This is a genomic window from Stutzerimonas stutzeri, assembly GCF_000952685.1.
Taxonomy (GTDB): Bacteria; Pseudomonadota; Gammaproteobacteria; order Pseudomonadales; family Pseudomonadaceae; genus Stutzerimonas; species Stutzerimonas stutzeri_E.
Window position 1 is genome coordinate 162409 of record NZ_JYHV01000034.1, and the last position, 21960, is coordinate 184368.

The following is a 21960-nucleotide window of genomic DNA, read 5'->3' on the forward strand; positions in this document are numbered from 1 at the left end:
TTATTGGCTGAGCGGCTGAAGCCGGACCGCAGCCTCCAGCTCGGCGAGTTGAGCCGGGTCGCTGATCCCGAAGCCGACCTGACCGACCGCCTGCGCGGCAATCGCGGTGGCGTGCGCCAAAGTGCGCTCACCAGGCCACCCTTCCAGCAACCCATGGAGCATGCCGGCCAGCAGCGAGTCGCCGGCGCCAACCGTGCTGACCACTCGGACCTTGGGCGGTTGTGCATGCAAGGACGCGCCCGGCGAGAACCAGCTGACGCCTTCTGCGCCCTGGGAAACGACCACGTGCTCGACGCCTTCGACCTGCAGACGCCAGGCCTCGCGGGCCAGCGCCTGCGATTCGGCGAGCGGAATTCCGCGCGCCTCGGCCAGTTCCTCTTCGTTGGGTTTGATCAGCCAGGGTGCGGTCGTCAGTCCGTCGCGCAGCGCAGCGCCGCTGGTGTCCAGCGCGACCCGCAAGCCGAGCTGCTTGAGCGTGCGCAGCAGTTCGACGAACCACTGGCTGTCCACACCGCGCGGCAGGCTGCCGGCGACCACCACCAGTTCATGGTCCGGAGCCAACCGCTTGAGCCGCAGCAGCAACGCGTCGCGCTGCGCCTCGCTCACCGCCAATCCCGGGCCGTTGATGTCGGTGACCTGTCCGCCAGCTTCGGCCAGCTTGATATTGCTGCGGGTGTCCCCCGCGACGCGGACGAACTCGTCGCTGAAGCCGCGCGCGGCAAACAGCTGCTCGAACGCTTGCGGATTGCCTTCGCCGAGAAAGCCGGTGACGGTCAGCTGATGGCCGAGATCGGCCAGCACTTGGGCCACGTTGAGCCCCTTGCCGGCGGCATGCACCTGCAGACTGTCGCTGCGGTTGACCTCGCCCAGGCGCAACGCCGGCAACCGAACGGTCAGGTCGAGCGCGGGATTGAGGGTGACAGTCAGGACACGGGCCATCAGCAGTGCTCCCCGACGAAGGTGCGCACCTCATGCGCGCCCGGCAGCATCAGCGCTTGCTGGGCCAGCCGCTGGCAGGCGGCGAAATTCAGCTCGCGCACCCGCGCCTTGACCAATGCGATGCTGCGCGCCGAGACACTCAGTTCATCGACGCCCAGCCCCACCAGCATCGGCACCGCCAGGGCGTCGGCCGCCAGCTCGCCGCAGACACCGACCCACTTGCCATGCGCGTGGGCCGCTTCGACGGTCATGCCGATCAACCGCAGGACTGCCGGATGCAACCCATCCGCCTGGCCGGACAGGCTCGGATGGCCGCGATCGATGGCCAGGGTGTATTGCGTCAGGTCGTTGGTGCCGATGCTGAAAAAGTCGACTTCCTGCGCCAGCACCGGTGCGATCAGCGCAGCGGACGGAATCTCGATCATGATGCCGACCTGCAGATCGGCCACCGGCAGCTCCACCCGCAAACGGTCGACCATGGCTTTGGCGGTGCGCCATTCGCCGATGTTGCCGACCATGGGAAACATGATCCGCAGCGGGCGGCCATCGGCCGAGGCGAGCAAGGCGCGCAGCTGGGTTTCGAGGATGTCCGGGCGTTGCAGGCTCAGCCGAATGCCGCGCACACCGAGGAAGGGGTTTTCTTCTGCCGGCATCGGCCAGTAGGGCAATGGTTTGTCACCGCCGACATCCAGCGTGCGCACTACCAGCGGGCGCCCTTCGAGCGCGTCCAGTACACGGCGGTATTCGGCTTCCTGGGTTGCCTGATCCGGTGCCTGGGAATGGTTCATGAAGACCAGCTCGGTGCGCAGCAGACCGATACCCTCGGCGCCCATCGCCACGGCCTCGGGCGTTTCACCGGCGGCACCGATATTGGCGGCGATCTCCACCGAATGGCCGTCACGGGTGGTCGCCGGCTCCATGCGTCGCTCGTTAGCTAACCGCTTTCGTTCCTCGCGCGTGGCGCGTTCGCTGCGTGCCTGCTCGAGCTGCGCGTCGGTCGGCGAGACCAGCAGCTCGCCGCGTTCGCCATCGAGCAGCAACAGGGTGTTCGGCGCCAACCCGAGCACGCTCGGACCCGCCCCGACAACTGCCGGAATGCCCAGTGCGCGGGCGATGATGGCGCTGTGCGAGGTGGCGCCACCACCTGCAGTCAGAATACCCGCGACGCGTTGGGCGTTCAGCGTGGCGACATCCGAAGGTGCCACCTCGTCCATCACCAAAATGTAGGCTTCGCTTGGTGCCTGTTCGGCCTCGACGTCGGTCAGACAGGCCAGCACGCGACGGCCGACATCGCGCAGATCCGCCGCGCGCTCTGCCAGCAACTTGTCGTGCAGAGCTTCCTGCTGCTGCGCCGCACTCTCGATTTCATCCATCCAGGCCGCTTCGGCGCTGAGCCCCTTCTGCAAGCGCACCTGGATCTCTTCGCGCAACGCCGGATCGCGCAGCATGGCCTGGTGGGTGGTGAAGATCTCGCGAATGCTGGCGACCTGGCTCTCCTCGATCAACACGCCGATCTCGCGAAACACCTTGTCCAGCGCCGCGTCCAGCCGCTGCAGTTCGACGGCCGGCGACTCGCCACGCGCGGGGTAGTCGATCGCTTGAGGCTTGCGCACCAGTACCGGGCCAATGGCAATTCCGGGCGACGCCGCGATGCCGCTTACCCGCTCCCCGGCGCGCAGTACCGCCTGTTCGATAAGCGCCTCATCGGGCAGCGCCGCGATAGCCGGCGGCTCGCTCGCCTCGCCCGCTGCCGGTAGCGGCTCGATCTCTTCGCCGAGGCCCTCCTCGACTGCGCGCACCAACGCGGGCAACGCATCACTGGCAATCGACGGCTCGGCCATGAACTCCAGCACCTGACCACGCTGTGCGCCCAGCGCGAGCAGCTTGCTCAGGCTCTTGACCGACACGCCAAGGCTTTCGCTTCCGGCCAGGCGCACACGGATATCGCCGTCGAACGCCTGGGCGGTTTCGGTCAGTTGCTTGGCCGGTCGCGCATGCAAGCCATGCAGATTGGCGAGCGGCACCTGCGCACTGGGCCAGTCAGCCGGGACCTCGCCGCCCAGGGCTTCGAGCACCACGCGGCTGGAAGTCGCCTGGCTCAGCTCCTGGCCACGCCCCTCGATCAGCAGATTGCACAATCGCTCGAGCATCGCGCGGTGCGCTTCTCCCAGACTGGCGAGCACGAACAATCCATTCAGGGGCTGGCCCTGGTGAGTCAGACCCGCGGCGGGTGTGACGAACGCCAGCCCGGGCCGCAGCACCGACTGCTCACTGCTCAGCCACCACAGGCCATCGCCCAGCGGCAGCGCCTGGTTCAGGGCCAACCCGGCATTGAAGCCGGGCTCCACGCACTGGGCACGCTTGAGGAGCTTGACGCCTTGCCAGGCCAACTCGTCGAAATCATCTGCGGCGACGCCCAGCCCCACCAGTTCGCCATCCAGCGCCAGCGCCTGCGGCGCGCCTTGCAGCAGATCGATGATCGCTTCGGGGGACTCGGCCTTTTGCAACGCCTCGCTGAGATCGCCCTCCCCCAGCGCTCGGGTCAAAAGCTGCAGCAACCGCAGGTGCTCATCCGAACGTGCGGCGATGCCGATAGCAAGGTACACCTGCTGACCGTTGCCCCAGTCGACGCCCTTGGGGAAGTGCAACAAGCGCACACCAGTGGTGAACACCTGATCACGGGTATCCGGCGTGCCGTGCGGGATCGCAAGCCCCTGGCCAAGAAAGGTGGAGCCCTGGGCTTCGCGTGCGCGCAGCCCGTCGAGGTAACCGGGTGCCACCAACCCGTCGGCCACCAGCACCTCGCTAAGCAGGGCCAGGGCGGCAGGCTTGTCGGCTGCCGTCTGATGCATGTGGATGTGCTGGGCATTCAACTCAAGCATGGAAGGCTCCTTGCAGGCTCGCGATTGTTTTTATAGCCGGTGCGGTATGACCGACAGGGTGCCGGTATCACCGGATTCCGGGCTGGCGCTTATGACCGAACCAATGCTGAAACGTTTCACCTCAGGCTGGCACATTACGCAATATTGAGTAATTCTAGAAGCCCGAATGCATACCACCCGTCTCAGGCCGCAGGATCTCTCTTGAAACTGATCGACATCGCCCGCCTCGCCAACGTCTCACTGACCACCGCCAGTTACGTTCTCAATGGCAAGGCGGCGCAGCGGCGGATAAGCCAGGCCACAGTCGAGCGAGTAATGGCCGTGGCCGAGCAGCAGGGCTTCCAGCTTGACCAGCAGGCCGCCGGTCTGCGCCGCGGGCTGTCGCGAACGCTCGGCTTCATCGTCCCGGACCTGGAAAACCCCAGCTATGCACGCCTGGCCAAATTGCTCGAGCAGCGCGCCCGTCAACGGGGTTATCAGTTGCTGATCGTCGGCTCCGATGACGAACCGGACACCGAGCGCCAGGTCATTCAGGTGCTGCGCTCACGCCGCTGTGATGCGCTGATCGTCGCCAGCTGCCTGCCGGCGGGCGATGCCAGCTACCGCAAACTGTTGACCGGTGGCACGCCCATTATCGCCCTCGACCGGGCGCTGGACGCCGAGCATTTCTGTTCGGTGGTCAGCGATGACAAGGAAGCGGCCACACAGCTGACGCAGTCGTTGCACGCGCCGCTAGATGCCCATGTCGCGCTCATCAGCGCGCGACCGGCCTTGCGTATCAGCCAGCAGCGCGAGCAAGGCTTCCGCCAGGCCCTTGCGCATCACCAGGGTCAGGTCAGCGTGCTGCAGGCCGAGCAGTTCAGCCGTGCCTGCGGCCGCGAGCAGATGCTCGCTCTGCTCGACCGCGGACCGCTACCCGATGCCCTGATCACCACCGCCTATGTATTGCTCGAAGGCGTCTTCGATGCCCTGCAGGAGCGTCAACTGCTATGGCCCGAGGCCTTGCGCCTGGGCACCTTCGGCGACGCGCAGCTGCTCGATTTCCTGCCGATCCGGGTCAACGCCATCTCCCAACAGCACGCGCAGATCGCCGATCTGGCGCTCGACCAGGCGATTCGCGCCATCGAGCACGGCGACTACCAAGCGGGAGAACGTGCCGTGGCACGGGTGCTCAAGGTTCGCCGCACAGACGCGCCGGCCTGAGGCGCCTACCCCTTGCGGGCAGCGACGCAGTGACGGAAGCTAGCCGCCTCCGAACGAGCCGCTTGCTGATGAACATCGAACAGATCACCCAACGCCTGCATGCGATCCGCGATCGCAACGACTGGCAGCGCTTTCATAGCCCGAAGAATCTGGCCATGGCCGCCAGCGTGGAAATGGCCGAACTGGTGGAAATCTTCCAGTGGCTGAACGAGGACGAGTCGCGCCAGCTGCCGGGCGACACGCGTGAACACGTCGGACAGGAAGTCGGCGACATCCTTATGTATCTGCTATTGATGTGCAGCGAGCTGGGCATCGACATGGAACAGGCGCTGCTGGCCAAGCTGGCCGACAACGAGCGGCGGTTCGCCCGATGAGCGACCGCCATTTCGACGAGCTGGCCACGCGTTTCGCGCAGAAGATCTACGGTGGCGCCAAGGGCGCTATCCGTCTCGCCGTGCTACAGGCAGACCTGACGGAGATCCTCCCCGAGCGGCCACTGCAGGTGCTGGACATCGGTGCCGGTCTCGGCCACATGAGCCTCTGGCTGGCGCAGCAAGGCCATCAGGTGACCCTCGCCGAACCGGCCGAACCGATGCTCGAAGGTGCACGCGAGCGATTTGCCGAAGCAGGCCAGCACGCCACCTTTATCCAGGCGCCCTGGCAAGAAGTGGAGAGCCAGGTCGAGGGCCGGTTCGATCTGGTCATCTGCCACGCCGTGCTGGAGTGGCTGGCCGAACCACAGGCGATCCTGCCAGTACTGCATCGCCTGACCGCAGCCGACGGCTGGCTGTCGCTGGCCTTCTACAACCGCGACGCGCTGATCTACCGCAATCTGCTCAAGGGACACTTCAAGAAGCTGCGCACGCAATCCTTTGCCGGTGAGCGCCAGAGCCTGACGCCGCAGCAGCCACTCGACCCAAGAGAGCTGGCGGCGCAACTCGCACCGCACTGGCGGGTCGAATCAGAAAGCGGCGTGCGGGTGTTTCACGATTACATGCCCGCCGATTTCCAGGCCCGCACCGAGCCGGCCGACCTGATCGAGATGGAACTGGCCTATCGCCGTCATCCCGCGTTCGCCAAGCTCGGACGTTACTTGCACTGGATGTGCCGGCCGAGCTGAGCGCCGGCCAGGAGGACATCATGTTGATGCGTGCTGCGTTGCCCCTGCTCTGCCTGAGTCTCACGGCCTGCCAGAGCAGCAACCCCTACCGCAGCGAGTCCGCGCCAATTCCGCCGGCGCCGCCGGTCGAACAGATCCAGTCGCCCACCTACCCGGCCGCGCCCAGGGATTTTTCCGCGTACCAGAGCTGGAGCTGGCGCAACCCGCCAGCAGGCAGCGCATCGCTTGCCGGCGAGGAGTTGCAGGAGATGATTGCCGGCGCCCTCGATCAGCGCGGTCTGCGCCCGGCGCCCGCGGGGAGCAACGGCGACGTGCAGATCAGCGCCAGCGCCCGGATGGAGACGCGCGTGCGACAGGTCTACGATGACTATGGCACTCACATCGGTGCCGGTCGCTATGGCGGTTACGGCCCCGGCTACGGTTCCGGCTTTGGCGTCAGCGCACCGGTGGTACGCAACTATGAAGAGGAAGTCGTCACCGTGCGCGTCGAGATGATCGACGGCGCGTCCGGCCAGACGGTCTGGAGCAACCGCGCCGAAGCCCGCAGCGGCGGCAAGCAGGCCGAGCGCAAGAACGCGGCGCGAGATGCGGTGAATCGCGCGTTGGCGGATTATCCTCCGCGCTGAACGCAGGTGCCTCAAGGAGATCGATATGGTGCGGCAATTGATGATGCTTCCCCTGCTGTTGCTCCTGGCGGCCTGCCAGAGCACACAGGTGCAACGCGACTTCGATCCACAGCGGGACTTTTCCGCATACCGCAGCTGGAGCTGGAAAGAGCCGGCGCTGCAATATCGCCCGGACGACCCCCGGATCAAAAGCGACCTCACCGAGCAGCGTATTCGCAGCGCGGTCAGCGAACAGCTCGATCAGCGCGGCCTGCGCCAGGCCCCGGCCGGCAACCAGGCGGATGTATTGATCCAGGCCTGGCTCATCGTCGATCAGCGCTCCCAGCAGTACACCACCACCTCGATGGGGGCGTGGGGCAGTCCTTGGAATGGCTTCTGGGGCGGACCGATGTTCACCGACACGCGCACCATCCATTATCAGGTCGGCACCTTGCAGGTGGACTTCTACGATGCGGCCGACGGCAAACTCGTCTGGCGCGGCAGTGCCGAGCAGGTCCTGCGCGACGATCCCGGCGGCCCACAGGAACGCGCCGGGATGCTCCGCGAGACCGTGGCCAAGGTGCTCTCGCAGTACCCGCCACACTGAGCAGTCGCCATCAGCCTGCTGTGTCTCGGCGGGCCTTGATTCCTATGTCCGTCTACGCCTGGTGGAATCTCGGCGAATGCCGACGGCTACCTGCGCTCGAAGGCGTAGAACAGGTTGGGTTCGCTGACCAAATAGAGGTTGCCGTGCGCATCGAAGGTCATGCCCTCGGCTTGCGGCACACTGTTTTTCAGCCCCGCGAAACCGCTCCACAACGAGCGAAAACTGACCAGATCGCCTTGTCCGTCGAGCTCCAGCACCATCTTCGCTTCGTCGCTGAGCAGCACCAGATGGCCGGTGCGCTCGTCGAAGTGTACCGATGCCAGATCGCTGGCCATGTCCTTGTCAGCGATCCATGCCTCGCGATCGATGATTTTCAAGTTCAGCTGGCCGTGCAGGCTTGCCTTGATACCCTGAATTTCGTAGAGCTTGCGCGGCGAATGCTCTTTGACCACGAAGAGGCGGTCGCCGTCGCGATCGTAGCCCAGGCCCTCGAACCCCGAATTATCCGACGCCTCTGCCGGCAACGAGACCGACGCATAGTCTGCACGCTGCAGATTACCGGGTTGCGCCGGGACCGGCAGTATCACGATCGACTGACTGCGCTCCTCGGCGACCGCCAGCAGGTTGTCGCCCAGGTAGGTAATGCCTTCGACGTCGCTAAAGCCCTTCAGCGGGTAACGTGCGATGAATTCGCCGTTCAGGTCCAGCGCGACCAACTCTTCTGGATTGTTCACCACCGCCCATAGATGCTTGCGGCGATCGTCGAACGTTAACCCGGAGAGGTTATTACCCACCGACGTTACCGGCTGCGCCTCGACACGCACCTTATACTCCGGCAGCCAGAGGCTGCGCGCCTGGCGACTGTCTTCGTGCCAGGCCGATTGCAACGAGTAGAACACCCGCTCATCGAGGTGAAAGGTCGCCGCCGTGTAGAACAACCCGGCAGCCAGCAGACCCAGCGCCCAGGCACCGGGGCGTGCGCCCGGTAGCCATTGGGGGCGCACATCAGTAACGGATGGCATATTTTTTCTCGTTGGAGCAACGGCTACAGCCTGCTCGGGAAGGATTGCAATTGCATGACGGCGACCGATACGGCACTCATCAGCCTGTACTGACCCACCATTTGACTACCGGTTCAACCCGGGCCGTGGGAACTGCCGGACGGATTGATAGCCCAATGCCCCGAGGAACGGCTGCGCTTGCAGCTCCCATCACGGCAGGAGAGCACCATGCGGGTGGAAAGTTTTTTCGAATGGTTGGGCCAGGCGCTCGGCACAGTGATTCGCTACATCGTCGACGCACTCAGCGGCTTTTTCAGCCTGTTCGCCGACGCCGGGGCCAACTTCCTGGAAGGGCTGTCCAGGACCCTGGGCATGGACCGCTCACTGATCAGCCTGATCGCCCTGGCGATCGGCCTGATGTTGCTGGTCGGGGCCGTTCGCGCCTTCTTCCGGCGCTCGATCATCGCCGGTGTGATCTATCTGTTCCTGGGCCTCTGGCTGTTGAGCTGGCTGATTCACTGACAGCTGGAAGCTGGAAGCCAACGCGCGAGCGAACCATCAGCTCAGCGTTTCGATGAAACCTGAGTGTTCTTATCCCGCCACCTCATCCCTCGATTGGCCGCTCGCTTCGCCGCGACGTATCATGCCCCGCTGTCCTGGAGCTATACATGTCACGGCTATTGACCGCCTGGCAGCACGTCCCCACTCATAAACGAGTTTGGGCGCTGGCTGCGCCGATGATTCTGTCCAACCTGTCCGTGCCGCTGGTGGCCTTGGTCGACAGCGCGGTGATCGGCCATTTGCCGCATGCTCATCAGCTGGCATCGGTCGCGGTGGGCGCTAGCCTCTATACCCTGCTGGTATGGGTCATGGGCTTTCTGCGCATGGGCACCACCGGCTTCGCCGCCCAGGCCGCGGGACGCGAGGACGGAGGTGCGTTGCGCCAGGTGCTGCTGCAGGGACTGCTACTCGCGCTGGGATTCGCCCTGCTGCTGAGCCTGATCGCCCTGCCGCTCAAAGGTTATGCGCTGCAGCTGATGCAGCCTTCGGCCGAGCTCAATGACCTTACCCAGCACTACTTCCACACCCGCCTGTTCGGCTTGCCCGCCGCGCTGGCGAACCTGGCGCTGATCGGCTGGTTTCTCGGCACCCAGAATGCCCGTGCGCCGCTGGCGATCCTGCTGACCACCAACTTGACCAACGTCGCGCTGGATCTCTGGTTCGTCATCGGCCTGGACTGGGGCGTGGCCGGTGCCGCACGCGCCTCAGTGATCGCCGAGTGGAGCGGCGTGGTGATCGGCGTGGTGCTCACCCGTGGCGCCCTGTCGCGCTATCGCGGTCGCCTGGATAGCCACGCACTGCGCCGCTGGGCGAGCTGGAAACCCTTGATGTCCGTCAACCGCGACATATTCCTGCGATCGCTGGCGCTGCAACTGGTGTTTTTCCTGATCACGGTGCAAGGCACCCGCCTGGGTGATGCCACCGTTGCCGCCAATGCGCTGCTGCTCAACGGTCTGATGCTCACCGCCCATGCACTCGACGGGCTGGCCCATGCGGTGGAAGCCCTCAGCGGTCACGCCATCGGCGCGCAGAATCGGACCGAATTGCGCCGTATCCTCACGGTCGCCGGTGGCTGGTCGTTGCTCGCCAGCCTCGCCTTCGGCCTGTTCTTTCTCCTGGGCGGCGAGCTGTTCATCGGCCTGCAGACCGATATACCCGCAGTACGCGAAACGGCCATCGTCTACCTGCCCTATCTCGCCGCGCTGCCCCTGGTTGCCGTATGGAGCTATCTGCTCGACGGCCTCTTCATCGGCGCCACCCGGGCGCGAGAAATGCGCAATGCGATGCTTCTTGCCGTGGCGATTTCGCTACCATTGGGCTGGCTGCTGCGAGCAATGGGCAATCATGGATTGTGGTTGGCCTTTCTCGCCTTCATGCTGCTGCGGGGTATCTGCCTTGCCAGCATCGCCCGACGCCTGCAGCGCCAGCGGCAATGGTTCCACTCGACCCATGCGGCACCCGCAGCAACCCTATCGAAAGGACACTGAAAAATGGCCTACGCCGTCGCGGCCTACCTGCACTTCGTAGCGATCTTCCTGCTCTTCGCCCTGCTGGTGCTTGAGCATCAGCTGTTCAGCCAACCACTGAGTCTTGAGCGGGCTCGCAGCCTGTTCCGCACCGATATTGCATTCGGCATCGTCGCCGGGCTGGTACTGATCACCGGCGCCGCTCGCGCCATGCGCTACGGCAAGGGCATGGACTATTACCTCAACAACAGTTTCTTTCATGCCAAGATCGGTGTGTTCGTGGCCGTCGCGCTGTTGTCCATCTACCCCACCGTCACTTTCCTGCGCTGGCGTCCAGCGCTGAAGGCCGGCCAGCCTCCGGCCATCAGCCCAGCAACCACCCGATGGGTGAAGCTGATCATCCGCGTCGAACTCCTTGCCCTGCTGCTGATCCCCCTGTTGGCCACCTTGATGGCGCGGGGGTTCGGCGTGATTGCGCAGTAAGGCATGCCCCCCCCACCACGCACATTGCCTCTGGCCGACGGCCCGCCACTGACGTTAAGGTCGACCCAAACCCACTCAGGGACGACCTCATGGCCGCCAAGCCCAGCAGCACCCGCCAGCAGATTCACCTCGCCGTACTGATCGATGCCGACAACGCGCCTGCGGCCATTGTCGAAGGCCTTTTCGAGGAAATCGCCAAGTACGGCGTCGCCAGCGTCAAGCGCATCTACGGCGACTGGACCAAGCCCAACCTCGGCAGCTGGAAGAAGGTGCTGCTCGATTATTCGATCCAGCCAATTCAGCAGTTCGCCTACACCTCCGGCAAAAATGCCACGGACAGCTCGCTGATCATCGATGCCATGGATCTGCTCTACACCCGGCGCTTCGATGGCTTCTGCCTGGTTTCCAGCGACAGCGACTTCACCCGCCTGGCCGCCCGCCTGCGCGAGGAGGGCCTGACCGTCTATGGATTTGGCGAACAGAAGACGCCCTCGCCGTTCGTCTCCGCGTGCGACAAGTTCATCTACACCGAAATCCTCCGGGCCGACGCACCAAAGACCTCTCAGGAACCACCCAGCAATGGTGAGAAGTCTCCTACGCCGGCAGCGCCGGAAAAAACCGAGGAAGACACCAAGGCCGCCGACAAGAGCGCTCAGGTCAAATCGCAGAAGGTGCCGGTGGACTTCATCGCCAAGGTGCTCAGCGACATTGCCGACGATGAAGATGATTGGGTCCAACTGGGCCTGCTGGGCTCGAACATCAGCAAGCTCCGCCCAGCTTTCGATCCGCGGCTTTATGGCTTCAAGAAACTCAGCGACCTGATCAAGTCCCAGCCCAAGCGCTTCGAGCTGGAATCCCGCGGGACGACCTCGACCGGTGGCAAGGCGCTTTACGCACGCAATCTCAAATCTTCCAAATAGCCTTTCAGCCATTCAGGTCCCACACCGCATCGCATGTGCAGCGTCGCTGCCGCTGTCGCGGCACAATCATTTTGCAACCAATCCAATGACCAGCGCCGAACCCTCGCCCATCGAACCCTTCTAAGCACACACGACTCCAGGAGGTTCCCATGACCAAACCACTTCTCATCGCCTGCGGCCTGGCCCTTTGCGCGCCGATGGCCTTTGCCCAGACACCGAAACCCGAGGTCATCACGCACCTGAACGGGCTCGATGTCGAGGTCAGCGCCATGGGCGTGCCCACCTCGACGAGCGCCGAGGCTGGTGTCGAGCTGGTGGGCATTCGGGCGGTTCGGGTCATGAACAAGAGCGAAGAAACCGTGACCTGCGAATTCCACGTGCCGGATGAAGCACGCGCGGATACCTCGGCCCCACCGGTTTTCACCGTTACCTCGAACAGCCAGCGGGTCGAGCGGGTACCGGGAGACTATTCGCCCGACAAGCCCTTCGCGGAATTGACCTGCCGTGCCGCCAACCAGAGTGTCGGTACGCCGACGGCGGTGCCGTCCAGCGAGCCGAGTAGCGAACCGGCTGAGGCTGAGGCGCCTGCCGCTTCTGGCGCAGAGGACGGAGCAATGCGATCACGGGAAGCGTCCGGCCGCGACCGCTGAGCGCCCGACGCACCGTTTGCTCGACTACACGAAAACGAGCACAGGAGCATGGCGGCAGGCAGAATCTGTCCGCCGCGCTGTGATGGCGTGAAAGTCCCCGTGTGCCTTCCGCTGGCGTTGCCTTTGAGCTACACGCCTAGCCTCATGCCTGCGAGCCTGATTGGATGGAATCTGGATCCGCTCATGCACCTGCGCGGCCATTTCCGTCGAATCCCCCACGGGCTCCGTCATCTGCCGCCTGAGCCGTAACCCCGCCGAAGAATGGTAAGACGCCGAAGCGGATCTGACCGACCTCAACGCCGAGTTCTTCGTTGGCAGCGACCTGCCCTTGCAGGAGAGCCCTTACGGCATGGCTGCACTCATGACCAACTAATTTACCAGCCCTTACAGCGCGGCGATGCGAGCATCTGAAAAATCCAATAATGGATCCATTGGAATTCACCTCACCTATTGCCCTCCGGAAAACATAACGTTTTAAGCCGAATAAGGGCGATAATCGGACATTTATCGGGCTTTTATTTGACATCAACCTAAAGCAAGGAAACTATTGGATCCAATAAAAACAAACACAGCCTGTGCTGGAGATCCTCTCATGTTTCCAAAAAACACTTGGTATGTAGCCTGCACCCCGGACGAGATCGCCGAGAAGCCGCTCGGCCGACTGATCTGCGGCGAGAAAATCGCTTTCTATCGCGGCCCGCAGGGCAAGGTCGCGGCGGTCGAGGATTTCTGCCCGCACCGTGGCGCGCCGCTGTCCCTGGGTTTCGTCGAAGACGGACAACTCATCTGCGGCTATCACGGCCTGAGTATGGGCGCCGACGGCAAGACCGCCGCGATGCCGGGCCAACGCGTGCGCGGCTTCCCATGTATCCGCAGCTACCCGGTGGAGGAGCGCTACGGTTTCATCTGGGTCTGGCCGGGCGACGCCGAGCAGGCCGACCCCGCACTGATCCACCATCTGGAATGGGCCGACAACCCGGACTGGGCCTACGGCGGCGGGCTGTTCCACATCAATTGCGACTATCGCCTGATGATCGACAACCTGATGGACCTGACCCACGAGACCTATGTCCACGCCTCGAGCATCGGCCAGAAGGAAATCGACGAGGTCGCGCCGGCCACCACCGTCGAGGGCGACAGCGTAATCACCAGCCGGCACATGCAGAACATCATGGCCCCGCCGTTCTGGCGCAGGGCCCTGCGCGGCAACGGCCTGGCGGACGACGTCCCAGTGGATCGCTGGCAGATCTGCCGCTTCACCCCACCGAGCCATGTGCTGATCGAGGTGGGCGTGGCTCACGCCGGCAAGGGCGGCTACGAAGCGGCGGAGGCCGACAAGGCGGCGAGCATCGTTGTGGATTTCATCACCCCGGAGACCGAGACCTCGATCTGGTACTTCTGGGGCATGGCGCGCAGCTTCAAGCCCGACGATCAGGAACTCACCGCAAGCATCCGCGAAGGCCAGGGCAAGATTTTCTCCGAGGATCTGCAAATGCTCGAGCAGCAGCAGGCCAACCTGCTGGCGCACCCGCAGCGCCAACTGCTCAAGCTGAATATCGACGCCGGGGGCGTGCAGGCGCGGCGCATCCTTGAACGACTGATCGCCGCAGAACGGACCCAGGCCACGTTGCCCGAGCTGATCGCCAGTAGCTGATCATCAGGCCCGGCATAGCCCATCCCCTTACCGCTCAAGGAGCCGACCGTGATCGAAGTCATAGTGATTGCGCGCCACAACCAGGCCGAGGACATCTGCAGTTTCGAACTGGCCCGAGCCGACGGCGCACCGCTGCCCGCATTCACGGCCGGCGCGCATATTGACGTACACCTGCCCGGCGGCCTGGTCCGCCAGTATTCGCTGTGCAACCACCCGGATGAAAACCACCGCTACCTGATCGGCGTTCTAAAGGATCCCGCTTCGCGCGGCGGCTCCCAGACCATGCACGTGCAGATACAGGTCGGCCAGACGCTGTCAATCAGTGAGCCGCGCAATCTGTTTCCCCTAACCGAAGATGCCCGACGCAGCCTCCTGTTCGCCGGCGGCATTGGAATCACACCGATGCTGTGTATGGCCGAACGTCTGCACCAGCTCGGTGCCGATTTCGAGCTGCATTACTGCGCCCGCTCGGTCGAGCGAGCAGCCTTCCTCGACCGCTTGCGGGCAGCGCCATTCGCCGACCGGGTACAGCTGCATTTTGACGATGGCGCGGCCGCACAGCGGCTCGATGCCAGCGCTCTGTTGGCTGAGCCCGGCGCCGATACACACCTGTACGTGTGCGGACCGGGCGGCTTTATGGCCCACGTGCTGGATACCGCCAAAGCCCAAGGCTGGGCCGACGAACGCGCGCACCGCGAGTATTTCGCCGCCGCGCCCGTCGACCATGCGCACGACGGCAGCTTCGCCGTGCAGCTCGCCAGCAGCGGCCAGATCATCCAGATCCCCGCCGACCAGAGCGTGGCCGAGGCCCTTGACGCCGCCGGCATCCTGATTCCGTTGTCGTGCGAACAGGGGATCTGCGGCACCTGCCTGACCGGCGTGCTGGCCGGCGAACCGGAACACCGCGATCTCTACCTCAGCGAAGAAGAACAGGCACGCAACGACCAATTCACCCCTTGCTGCTCGCGGGCGAAAAGTCCGTTGCTGGTTTTGGATCTGTAAAGCGTACTACGCAGGCGCCGCCGCCTTCCGAATTAGGCTGGCGCTTATCCAGCTTCGTCCGCCTGGCTCTTGTGGATCACTTTGAGCCCTTCACTGGCGGTTTTGGCCGGTCCGAAGATCTCCGCGTAGCGCAGAGTCGCGTTGGCATGCTCGCGCATGATCGCTTCGGCCCGGGCACCCTGGCCGTTGATCAAGGCGTCGAACACCGCGTGGTGCTGCATATGAGCGAAATTGAAGCGGCGATACTCGCGCGCCATATCATGCAGGTCGACCGCCAGCGAGCTGACCGAGGCGAACGGCAGGTGGTCGTTGCGCGACAGGGCGTCGGCGATGGCAGGGTTGCCGCTGGCTTCGAGGATCAGCTGATGAAAGTGCATGTTCAGCTCGTGGTAGGCCTCGAGATCCTCCTCCGTGACGTAGCCTTTGCCGAACAGCCGGTCGCCTTGCTCCAGACATTCGCGTAGAGACTGACGCACCTCGGCATCGATGCCGCGCTCGGCGGCCTGGCGCGCGGCCAGCCCCTCGAGCACTCCGCGTACCTCGACCGCGCCGGCAATTTCCACGGGGCTGACTGCGCGCACCGTGTAACCGCGCCCGGCGCTCTTGGCCAGTAGGCCCTCTTGTTCCAGGGTGCGAAAGGCGATGCGCACCGGCGTGCGGGATACTTCCAGCAATTGCGCCGTAGGAATCTCTGCGATGCGCTCACCCGCCACCAATTCCCCGGAGGCGATCATCTTGCGCAGCGCGATCAAGACCCGCTGACCCGGCTTACTCATGGGATTTCCCACTCCTCGACCTGACGGACGCCATCATAGCGCAGCCGAACAGCGCTCAAGCCGGGCTGGATAAAGCATCTGCCGGAAACGCGACCACCGCATCGATAGACCGTTCAGCGGAACGCGGTGGTAAGGCGATGAGCGGGCACGGATAACAAAGCGCCAGCTGTCAGAATGACATCACTGCTACAGACGAGCAGCCACCTTCTAATCCGAGCATGAGCCTGCGAACCATGTCTTCTGAAAAACTCTACACCATTGTTCTGGAACATAGTCTGGAGGTACTCCTTGAGGCCGCCACAATGGAGCAGGTCGAGGCGTTCTGGGATGCGCATGACACCCGCTATTTCGGCCTGCGCATGGAGGAAGAAAACAACTACCACGCGCGGGTGATCGTGACTGACGAAATACCCGAGGAAGAAGAAGCCGATCTCTGTATCGGCTGATCTGTCACTCGTCGTCGATGAGTCGGGCGGCCATGACCTGCTTGCTGTCGAGCTGAAAGAACAATGTGGCGGCGAGCATCGACATCCCGCCGATGCACAGGAACGTCAAGTGGAACGCTTGCAGCACGGCCTCGCCGTCAGCGCCCGGGACCGTGAAGCCGCCCAGCAATGCGCCCGCCGAAGCCACTCCCAGGCTCATCGACAACTGCACCACCACCGATAACAGGCTGTTGCCGCTGCTGGCATTCTGGTTGCTGAGCCCGACCAGGGTCACGGTGTTCATCGCGGTGAACTGCATCGAATTGACAATGCCGATCAGGCTCAGCTGCAGCAGCAGAAGCACTGTCGGTGTGTGTGCGTCGATTGTCGCGAGGCTCGCGATCAGACTGCCCAGCAACAAGGTGTTGCCCACCAGGATGCGCCGGTAGCCGAGCCGGTCGATCAGCGGTTTGGCCAGAGGTTTGATCAACATTGCACCTAGTGCCAGCGGGATCATGCTCATGCCCGCCTGCGCCGGCGAATAGCCCAGTGCGACCTGCAGCAGCAACGGCAGCAGGAAAGGCAGCGCCCCACTGCCTAGGCGTGCGAACAGATTACCGAAAATGCCAACGGCGAAACTACGCGTGCGGAACAACGTCGGGCTGAACAAGGGTTCGTCGACATGCCCGGCGCGCAACCAATAGGCCGCCAGGCAAGCGCTGCCAATCACCATTAATAATAGAACGCGGGCGTGAGGCATCTGCATTTCCCCCAGGCCTTCGAGCGCAATGGTGATCAGCACCATCGAGCCACCAAACAGCAAAAAGCCGACCGTATCGAAACGCATCCGCTCACTGCTCTTCAGATCGGGCATGAAGCGAAGCGCGGCGATGCAGCCAACCAACCCGACTGGCAGGTTGATCAGGAATATCCAGTGCCAGGAGGCGTATTCCACTAGCCAACCACCGAGGGTCGGGCCGATCAGCGGACCGACCATGCCCGGCAACGCAATGAAGGTCATCACCCGCACGAACTCGCTGCGCGGATAGGCGCGCAGCACCACCAGACGCCCGACCGGAAGCATCAGCGCGCCCCCGATAGCCTGCACCACGCGAGCCATTACCAGCTGATTAAAGCTCGCACTCATCGCGCAGAGCAACGAGCCGAGCGTGAACAACACGATGGCCGAGAAAAAGATGCGTCGAGTGCCGAAGCGATCCGCCACCCATCCGGACGCTGGAATCAGCAGTGCCACGGTGAGCATGTAAGCAATGACCACGCCCTGCATGCGCAGCGGGTCCTCGGCCAGGTCACGGGCCATTGCGGGCAGCGCCGTGTTGAGAATGGTGCCATCGAGGGTCTGCATGAAGAACGCGATGGCGACCAGCCAGGGCAATACACGGGCGGATCGAGCATCCAGTGCGATGGCTTGAGGCATAGAATTCCCCGACTCGAAAATACATATGGTAGGCCGCTAACGATATCTCCCGCAGCTTTTATCGAGCCTCATAAACACTCCGGACAGGGCTGCCCTGGCATGCCGAGGCCAACCACTTCAGCGCCCACCCCGGTGCGACAACTCAACGCACCCAACGGCTCCAGGACACAGCACGCGGAGCATCCAGGCTCTGTGGAGCGTCGGACACAACCCATTCGGGCTATACGTAACAAAGTATTTCGATCAGAATTGACGCGAATCATTATCGTTAAGCATCACAGGTGCGAACCTCTCCACACACTCATCTCTGCTCTTCGGAGGCTTCATGCGCATTCTCGCCACCCTCGCCGTTGCTTCGTTGCTACTCACTCCCCTCGCTCAGGCCAAGGAATACCCCATCGGCGAACCGCAGCAATGCGGCGGTATGGAAGTCGGTGCCGTGTACCTGCAGCCAGTCGAAATGGAGCCGGCCGGAATGATGCTCGACGCGGCCAAATCCGACGTGCACCTGGAAGCCGATATCTCCGCTACGGAAAACAACCCCAACGGCTGGCAGGAAGGCAGCTTCGTCTCCTACCTGAACATCAGCTACGCGCTGACCAAGAAAGGCTCGGATGAGAAAATCGAGGGTGACTTCCACCCGATGGTTGCCAACGACGGCCCGCACTACGGCGACAACGTCAAGCTGATGGGGCCAGGCAAATACCAGCTGACTTTCACCATCTCGCCGCCGGATGGCAAGCACAGCATGTTCGGCCGTCACGTGGACAAGGAAACCGGAGTCGCGCCCTGGTTCGAGACCTGCAAGCTGAACTACGAGTTCACCTACGCCGGCATCGGCAAGAAAGGCGGCTATTGAGTCGGAGGTCAGCATGCGAGGCATCCTGCTCCCTACCCTCGCCCTGCTCGCTGCCGGTTTCGCCGGCGGCGCCCAAGCCGGGTTACCCACCTACGAACTGACCATCCGTGACGGCCATTTCGAGCCGGCGACAATCGAAGTGCCGGCTCGCCAGCGCTTCAAGATCGTCGTCATCAATGCCGGCAGCGGGCCGACCGAGTTCGAAAGCACGCCGCTGCGGGTGGAAAAGGTCCTCTCGCCCGGCGTCACCTCGTTTGTCGTGATTCATCCGCTCAAGCCGGGCCGCTACCCCTTCTTCGATGAGTTCCACATGGACCTCCCGGAAGGGGAAATCATCGCCAAGTAGTTCCTTCACAGGAGAAGCGACATGGGCCAATCAATGTTCATCGTCTGGCGCGAAAGCGTCGAGGCGCTGCTCGTCATCGGCATTCTGCACGCCTGGCTGAGCCAGCAACCCGGCAATCGCCACGCGCTGCGTATGCTCTGGGCTGGTGTAGGCGCAGGCCTTGGCCTGGCGACGTTGCTGGCCTGGGGGATTCTCAGCGCCGGGGACTGGCTGGCCGGCCCGGCGGGCGAATGGTTCCAGTGCGCCATGCTGTTGGTTGCCAGCGTGCTGATCCTGCAGATGGTCGGCTGGATGCATCATCATGGACGCGATCTCAAACGCAATCTGATCGACAGCGCCAGCACACAGCTGAGCCAGGGCAACGGTGTCGGACTGCTGGTGTTGGCCATGCTTGCCGTGGCGCGTGAAGGCAGCGAGACGGTGGTCTTCCTGTACGGCATCGGCCATCAGCAACAGGGCATGGACCTGACCAGCTTCGTCATTGGCGGTCTGCTCGGTTTCGGCCTGGCACTGCTCAGCTACGCCGCACTGCAGGCGGGCAGCTGGTTCTTCTCCTGGAAACGCTTCTTCAAGATCAGCGAAGCCTTGCTGCTGTTGCTCGGCGCCGCCCTGCTGATGGCCGGACTCGACCGTTTCAGCGGTCAACTGATGGGCATGGACGTACCGGAACTGTTCTATACAGCCTTCGGCGATCCGCTATGGGACACCTCCGCCCTGCTCGATGACGGCGGCACCCTGGGCAGCACCATCGCCGGGCTGACCGGCTACCGAGCAATGCCTTCGCTGGCGGCGGTCATTCTCATGGCCTTGTACTGGCTGGCCGTCTGGGCCTGGTTGCGGCCGAAGGCGGAGGCTCGTCTGGAGGCGCATCCAGCATGATAGCCAACGCTCCCTGGCTGGCGCGTATCGGCGACCTGCTGCGCCAGCATGCCAAGACCATCCGCCTGATCCAGTGGCTGGTGGTCGGCTTCTATCTGGTCCTGTTGCTGGTGCCCGCCGTGCTTTCGCTGCCGCCTTCCGAGGCACGCATGCTGGACAACATCACGGTGTTCGCGCAGTTCCTGTTCTGGGGGCTGTGGTGGCCGTTCGTGTTGCTGTCGATGGTGATTTTCGGCCGACTCTGGTGCGGCGTGCTCTGCCCGGAAGGCGCGCTCAGCGAATGGATCAGCTGGCGCGGGCTGAACAAGCGCACGCCGCAGTGGATCCGCTGGAGCGGCTGGCCGACCATCGCCTTCGTGCTGACCACCGTCTACGGCCAGCTGATCAGCGTCTATGACTATGGTCGGGCCGCCGCATTGATCCTCGGCGGCTCCACCGTCGCGGCGATGATCGTCGGCTTCCTCTACGGACGCGGCAAACGCGTCTGGTGCCGCCACCTGTGTCCGGTGAGCGGTGTGTTCGGCTTGCTCGCGCGTCTGGCGCCGATGCACTACAGGGTCGACGAGCAACGCTGGCAGGCCAACCAAGGACCGAAGCTGGCGACCCCCAACTGCGCGCCGCTGATCGACATCCGCCGCATGCAGGGAAACAGCGAATGCCACGCCTGCGGTCGCTGCAGTGGCCAACGTGGGGCCGTCGCCCTCGCCGCCCGTTCGCCCAACGAGGAAATCCTCATCGTCGGCAACCAGCCGCAGCACGGCCATTGGGACAGTACGCTGCTGCTATTCGGCATGATCGGCCTGGCCATGGGCGCCTTCCAATGGACGGTCAGTCCCTGGTTCATCACCCTCAAGCAGACCGCCGCCGAGTGGCTGGTCGATCGCGACATCTTCTGGCCGCTGGAGGCCAACGCGCCCTGGTGGCTGCTGACCCACTATCCGCAGGTCAACGACGCCTTCACCTGGCTCGATGGTGCAGCCATCCTTACCTACATCGGTGCCAGCTCGCTGCTGATCGGTGGTGCGCTGTGGTTGCTGTTGCGTGGCGCAATGCGCTTGATGAACCGCCGCGATGAGGTTTTCCACCACCTCGCGCTTGCGCTCACGCCCCTGGGTGGTGCTGGGCTGTTTCTCGGCCTCTCGGCGACCACCATCAAGCTGTTGCGCTACGAAGGGTTCATCCTCGCCTGGGCACAGCCGACCCGCGCACTGCTCCTGGCCGGTGCTATCGGCTGGAGCCTGTACTTGGCGTGGCGGGTAATCAGCCGCCATGGGGCCAATGGCCTGCGACGGCTCAGTGCGTTAGGTTGCGTGGGACTGGCGACTGCGGTGGTGGGTTACGGCTGGTATTTGCAGTTCTGGGGTTGGAGCTGAACAGGCGCCCTGTCGGGCTCCGCCCAGCCTTCTTTTGGCGATCCCAGCCGCATTCGGAAACAAAGCGGACCCTCTGATACTCGCCCTGATCGCAAGCAAGGCTCGCTCCTGTAAGAGCGAGTGCCAACGCCGACGGCTTCCAGCAGTCCGACCCGCTCACGCAGGGCGTCGGGGAGGCTGCTTGCAGGGACTGTCGGCAGCGTTTGGCGTGGGATACGTTTAGTATCAGCTCAGGTATTTTCTACGAGTCGGCGTCATGTCAATCAACTGGATCTGCAAACACCACACCCAACTCAGCACGCAAGAACTCTATGCCATCCTGCGCCTGCGCGCGGACGTCTTCGTGGTCGAGCAACAATGCGTGTACCTGGATGTTGATGGCCAGGACCTGATAGGCGACACCTGCCACCTGATGGCCTGGCGCGACGAGCAATTAGCGGCCTACCTGCGCCTGCTCGCCCCCATCCAGCATGATGGCGACGTGGTCATTGGCCGCGTCGTGACCGCGCCCTCGGCCCGCGGTCAGGGCATCGGCCATGAAATGATGGTGCATGCACTCGACCATGCGGAGAAACAATGGCCGGGGCACTCGATCTTCCTGTCCGCCCAGGCCCACCTGCAAGGCTATTACAGGCGTTACGGCTTCGACCCGGTGGGCGAGGTGTATGTCGAGGACGGGATCCCGCACATCGGCATGCGCCGGAAGCGTGAGTAACACGCCTAAACGCCGCTCAGGAATCGCCAGCACCGGCTTGATACAAAAACTCCGAT

22 protein-coding genes and 1 pseudogene are annotated in these 21960 nt (G+C 63.6%); 18 read left to right on the forward strand and 5 right to left on the reverse strand.

Translation table 11 applies throughout. The annotated features are described in order from the left end of the window. Positions 1 to 939, reverse strand: a complete 939-nt coding sequence (pfkB, locus tag UF78_RS17830; protein WP_045163558.1) for a 1-phosphofructokinase — start codon at positions 937 to 939, stop codon at positions 1 to 3. Beyond that, a complete protein-coding gene (gene ptsP / locus UF78_RS17835; RefSeq protein WP_045163559.1) occupies positions 939 to 3821 on the reverse strand; it encodes a phosphoenolpyruvate--protein phosphotransferase in 2883 nt (960 codons plus the stop codon). The genes pfkB and ptsP overlap by 1 nt, the downstream gene beginning before the upstream one ends. A 201-nt stretch (positions 3822 to 4022) precedes the next feature. Here ptsP and cra point away from each other — a divergent pair, with 201 nt between their 5' ends. From cra to UF78_RS17860, 5 genes are all read left to right on the forward strand, one after another. Further along, positions 4023 to 5024, forward strand: coding sequence for a catabolite repressor/activator (gene cra, locus UF78_RS17840; RefSeq protein ID WP_045163560.1), 1002 nt, complete (start codon positions 4023 to 4025; stop codon positions 5022 to 5024). A 68-nt stretch (positions 5025 to 5092) separates the two neighbouring features. Then, entirely contained in the window at positions 5093 to 5398 is a 306-nt protein-coding gene (locus tag UF78_RS17845; protein ID WP_045163561.1) for a nucleotide pyrophosphohydrolase, read from the forward strand. Then, positions 5395 to 6144 (forward strand): methyltransferase domain-containing protein, encoded by a 750-nt coding sequence (locus UF78_RS17850; protein ID WP_045163562.1) that lies wholly within the window; start codon positions 5395 to 5397, stop codon positions 6142 to 6144. Before UF78_RS17845 ends, UF78_RS17850 begins: the two co-directional genes overlap by 4 nt. Before the next feature lie 20 nt (positions 6145 to 6164). Next, complete coding sequence (locus UF78_RS17855) at positions 6165 to 6770, forward strand: DUF4136 domain-containing protein (protein ID WP_045163645.1); 606 nt, start codon at positions 6165 to 6167, stop codon at positions 6768 to 6770. Positions 6771 to 6795: 25 nt separating this feature from the next. Then, positions 6796 to 7356 (forward strand): DUF4136 domain-containing protein, encoded by a 561-nt coding sequence (locus UF78_RS17860; protein ID WP_045163563.1) that lies wholly within the window; start codon positions 6796 to 6798, stop codon positions 7354 to 7356. 86 nt (positions 7357 to 7442) lie between these two features. On the opposite strand, the gene UF78_RS17865 is transcribed toward UF78_RS17860, so the two are convergent. Further along, positions 7443 to 8378: an SdiA-regulated domain-containing protein gene (locus UF78_RS17865; RefSeq protein WP_045163564.1), complete on the reverse strand. Its 936-nt coding sequence runs from the start codon at positions 8376 to 8378 to the stop codon at positions 7443 to 7445. Positions 8379 to 8585: 207 nt separating this feature from the next. On the opposite strand from UF78_RS17865, the gene UF78_RS17870 reads away from it, so the two are divergent. The 7 genes and pseudogenes from UF78_RS17870 to UF78_RS17900 all read left to right on the forward strand — a co-directional run bounded on the left by UF78_RS17870 (position 8586) and on the right by UF78_RS17900 (position 15093). Then, positions 8586 to 8879: a hypothetical protein gene (locus tag UF78_RS17870; RefSeq protein ID WP_045163565.1), complete on the forward strand. Its 294-nt coding sequence runs from the start codon at positions 8586 to 8588 to the stop codon at positions 8877 to 8879. 146 nt (positions 8880 to 9025) lie between these two features. Further along, positions 9026 to 10405 carry an MATE family efflux transporter gene (locus UF78_RS17875; RefSeq protein ID WP_045163566.1) on the forward strand — a complete coding sequence of 460 codons (1380 nt, stop codon included), beginning with the start codon at positions 9026 to 9028 and terminating at the stop codon, positions 10403 to 10405. Between the two features lie 3 nt (positions 10406 to 10408). Further along, the gene (locus tag UF78_RS17880) at positions 10409 to 10867 is read left to right on the forward strand and encodes a DUF2214 family protein (protein ID WP_045163567.1); all 459 of its coding nucleotides are present in this window, start codon (positions 10409 to 10411) and stop codon (positions 10865 to 10867) included. Between the two features lie 89 nt (positions 10868 to 10956). Next, positions 10957 to 11787: an NYN domain-containing protein gene (locus tag UF78_RS17885; protein ID WP_045163568.1), complete on the forward strand. Its 831-nt coding sequence runs from the start codon at positions 10957 to 10959 to the stop codon at positions 11785 to 11787. Between the two features lie 149 nt (positions 11788 to 11936). Then, positions 11937 to 12308 (forward strand): annotated as a pseudogene (locus tag UF78_RS17890) (hypothetical protein); the annotation flags it as partial. A gap of 721 nt (positions 12309 to 13029) precedes the next feature. Beyond that, entirely contained in the window at positions 13030 to 14091 is a 1062-nt protein-coding gene (locus UF78_RS17895) for an aromatic ring-hydroxylating oxygenase subunit alpha (protein ID WP_045163570.1), read from the forward strand. Between the two features lie 48 nt (positions 14092 to 14139). Further along, positions 14140 to 15093 carry a PDR/VanB family oxidoreductase gene (locus UF78_RS17900; RefSeq protein ID WP_045163571.1) on the forward strand — a complete coding sequence of 318 codons (954 nt, stop codon included), beginning with the start codon at positions 14140 to 14142 and terminating at the stop codon, positions 15091 to 15093. Positions 15094 to 15137: 44 nt separating this feature from the next. Here UF78_RS17900 and UF78_RS17905 read toward each other — a convergent pair whose 3' ends face one another. Continuing rightward, entirely contained in the window at positions 15138 to 15869 is a 732-nt protein-coding gene (locus tag UF78_RS17905; RefSeq protein WP_045163572.1) for a GntR family transcriptional regulator, read from the reverse strand. A 233-nt stretch (positions 15870 to 16102) separates the two neighbouring features. On the opposite strand from UF78_RS17905, the gene UF78_RS17910 reads away from it, so the two are divergent. Beyond that, positions 16103 to 16315, forward strand: coding sequence for a hypothetical protein (locus UF78_RS17910; protein WP_045163646.1), 213 nt, complete (start codon positions 16103 to 16105; stop codon positions 16313 to 16315). 4 nt (positions 16316 to 16319) lie between these two features. On the opposite strand, the gene mdtD is transcribed toward UF78_RS17910, so the two are convergent. Beyond that, entirely contained in the window at positions 16320 to 17732 is a 1413-nt protein-coding gene (gene mdtD / locus UF78_RS17915) for a multidrug transporter subunit MdtD (RefSeq protein ID WP_045163573.1), read from the reverse strand. A gap of 325 nt (positions 17733 to 18057) precedes the next feature. Here mdtD and UF78_RS17920 point away from each other — a divergent pair, with 325 nt between their 5' ends. The 5 genes from UF78_RS17920 (at position 18058) to UF78_RS17940 (ending at position 21904) form a co-directional block, all read left to right on the forward strand. After that, positions 18058 to 18591, forward strand: coding sequence for an iron transporter (locus tag UF78_RS17920; protein WP_045163574.1), 534 nt, complete (start codon positions 18058 to 18060; stop codon positions 18589 to 18591). 13 nt (positions 18592 to 18604) lie between these two features. Next, positions 18605 to 18937 carry a cupredoxin domain-containing protein gene (locus UF78_RS17925; RefSeq protein WP_045163575.1) on the forward strand — a complete coding sequence of 111 codons (333 nt, stop codon included), beginning with the start codon at positions 18605 to 18607 and terminating at the stop codon, positions 18935 to 18937. Between the two features lie 21 nt (positions 18938 to 18958). After that, positions 18959 to 19816, forward strand: a complete 858-nt coding sequence (locus tag UF78_RS17930) for an FTR1 family iron permease (RefSeq protein ID WP_045163576.1) — start codon at positions 18959 to 18961, stop codon at positions 19814 to 19816. Then, positions 19813 to 21189 carry a 4Fe-4S binding protein gene (locus UF78_RS17935; RefSeq protein ID WP_045163577.1) on the forward strand — a complete coding sequence of 459 codons (1377 nt, stop codon included), beginning with the start codon at positions 19813 to 19815 and terminating at the stop codon, positions 21187 to 21189. Before UF78_RS17930 ends, UF78_RS17935 begins: the two co-directional genes overlap by 4 nt. 256 nt (positions 21190 to 21445) lie before the next feature. Then, positions 21446 to 21904: a GNAT family N-acetyltransferase gene (locus tag UF78_RS17940; RefSeq protein ID WP_045163578.1), complete on the forward strand. Its 459-nt coding sequence runs from the start codon at positions 21446 to 21448 to the stop codon at positions 21902 to 21904. Positions 21905 to 21960: the final 56 nt, after the last annotated feature.

What these genes read in the sequence shown, in the direction of transcription:
- UF78_RS17910 (WP_045163646.1), top strand. Translation starts at nt 16,103, where the DNA reads ATGTCTTCTGAAAAACTCTACACCATTGTTCTGGAACATAGTCTGGAG.
- UF78_RS17880 (WP_045163567.1), top strand. Translation starts at nt 10,409, where the DNA reads ATGGCCTACGCCGTCGCGGCCTACCTGCACTTCGTAGCGATCTTCCTG.
- UF78_RS17850 (WP_045163562.1), top strand. Translation starts at nt 5,395, where the DNA reads ATGAGCGACCGCCATTTCGACGAGCTGGCCACGCGTTTCGCGCAGAAG.
- UF78_RS17920 (WP_045163574.1), top strand. Translation starts at nt 18,058, where the DNA reads ATGCGCATTCTCGCCACCCTCGCCGTTGCTTCGTTGCTACTCACTCCC.
- UF78_RS17865 (WP_045163564.1), bottom strand. Translation starts at nt 8,378, where the DNA reads ATGCCATCCGTTACTGATGTGCGCCCCCAATGGCTACCGGGCGCACGC.
- UF78_RS17895 (WP_045163570.1), top strand. Translation starts at nt 13,030, where the DNA reads ATGTTTCCAAAAAACACTTGGTATGTAGCCTGCACCCCGGACGAGATC.
- ptsP (WP_045163559.1), bottom strand. Translation starts at nt 3,821, where the DNA reads ATGCTTGAGTTGAATGCCCAGCACATCCACATGCATCAGACGGCAGCC.
- UF78_RS17875 (WP_045163566.1), top strand. Translation starts at nt 9,026, where the DNA reads ATGTCACGGCTATTGACCGCCTGGCAGCACGTCCCCACTCATAAACGA.
- UF78_RS17925 (WP_045163575.1), top strand. Translation starts at nt 18,605, where the DNA reads ATGCGAGGCATCCTGCTCCCTACCCTCGCCCTGCTCGCTGCCGGTTTC.
- UF78_RS17845 (WP_045163561.1), top strand. Translation starts at nt 5,093, where the DNA reads ATGAACATCGAACAGATCACCCAACGCCTGCATGCGATCCGCGATCGC.
- UF78_RS17860 (WP_045163563.1), top strand. Translation starts at nt 6,796, where the DNA reads ATGGTGCGGCAATTGATGATGCTTCCCCTGCTGTTGCTCCTGGCGGCC.
- UF78_RS17855 (WP_045163645.1), top strand. Translation starts at nt 6,165, where the DNA reads ATGTTGATGCGTGCTGCGTTGCCCCTGCTCTGCCTGAGTCTCACGGCC.
- pfkB (WP_045163558.1), bottom strand. Translation starts at nt 939, where the DNA reads ATGGCCCGTGTCCTGACTGTCACCCTCAATCCCGCGCTCGACCTGACC.
- UF78_RS17905 (WP_045163572.1), bottom strand. Translation starts at nt 15,869, where the DNA reads ATGAGTAAGCCGGGTCAGCGGGTCTTGATCGCGCTGCGCAAGATGATC.
- UF78_RS17885 (WP_045163568.1), top strand. Translation starts at nt 10,957, where the DNA reads ATGGCCGCCAAGCCCAGCAGCACCCGCCAGCAGATTCACCTCGCCGTA.
- mdtD (WP_045163573.1), bottom strand. Translation starts at nt 17,732, where the DNA reads ATGCCTCAAGCCATCGCACTGGATGCTCGATCCGCCCGTGTATTGCCC.
- UF78_RS17930 (WP_045163576.1), top strand. Translation starts at nt 18,959, where the DNA reads ATGGGCCAATCAATGTTCATCGTCTGGCGCGAAAGCGTCGAGGCGCTG.
- UF78_RS17940 (WP_045163578.1), top strand. Translation starts at nt 21,446, where the DNA reads ATGTCAATCAACTGGATCTGCAAACACCACACCCAACTCAGCACGCAA.
- UF78_RS17935 (WP_045163577.1), top strand. Translation starts at nt 19,813, where the DNA reads ATGATAGCCAACGCTCCCTGGCTGGCGCGTATCGGCGACCTGCTGCGC.
- UF78_RS17870 (WP_045163565.1), top strand. Translation starts at nt 8,586, where the DNA reads ATGCGGGTGGAAAGTTTTTTCGAATGGTTGGGCCAGGCGCTCGGCACA.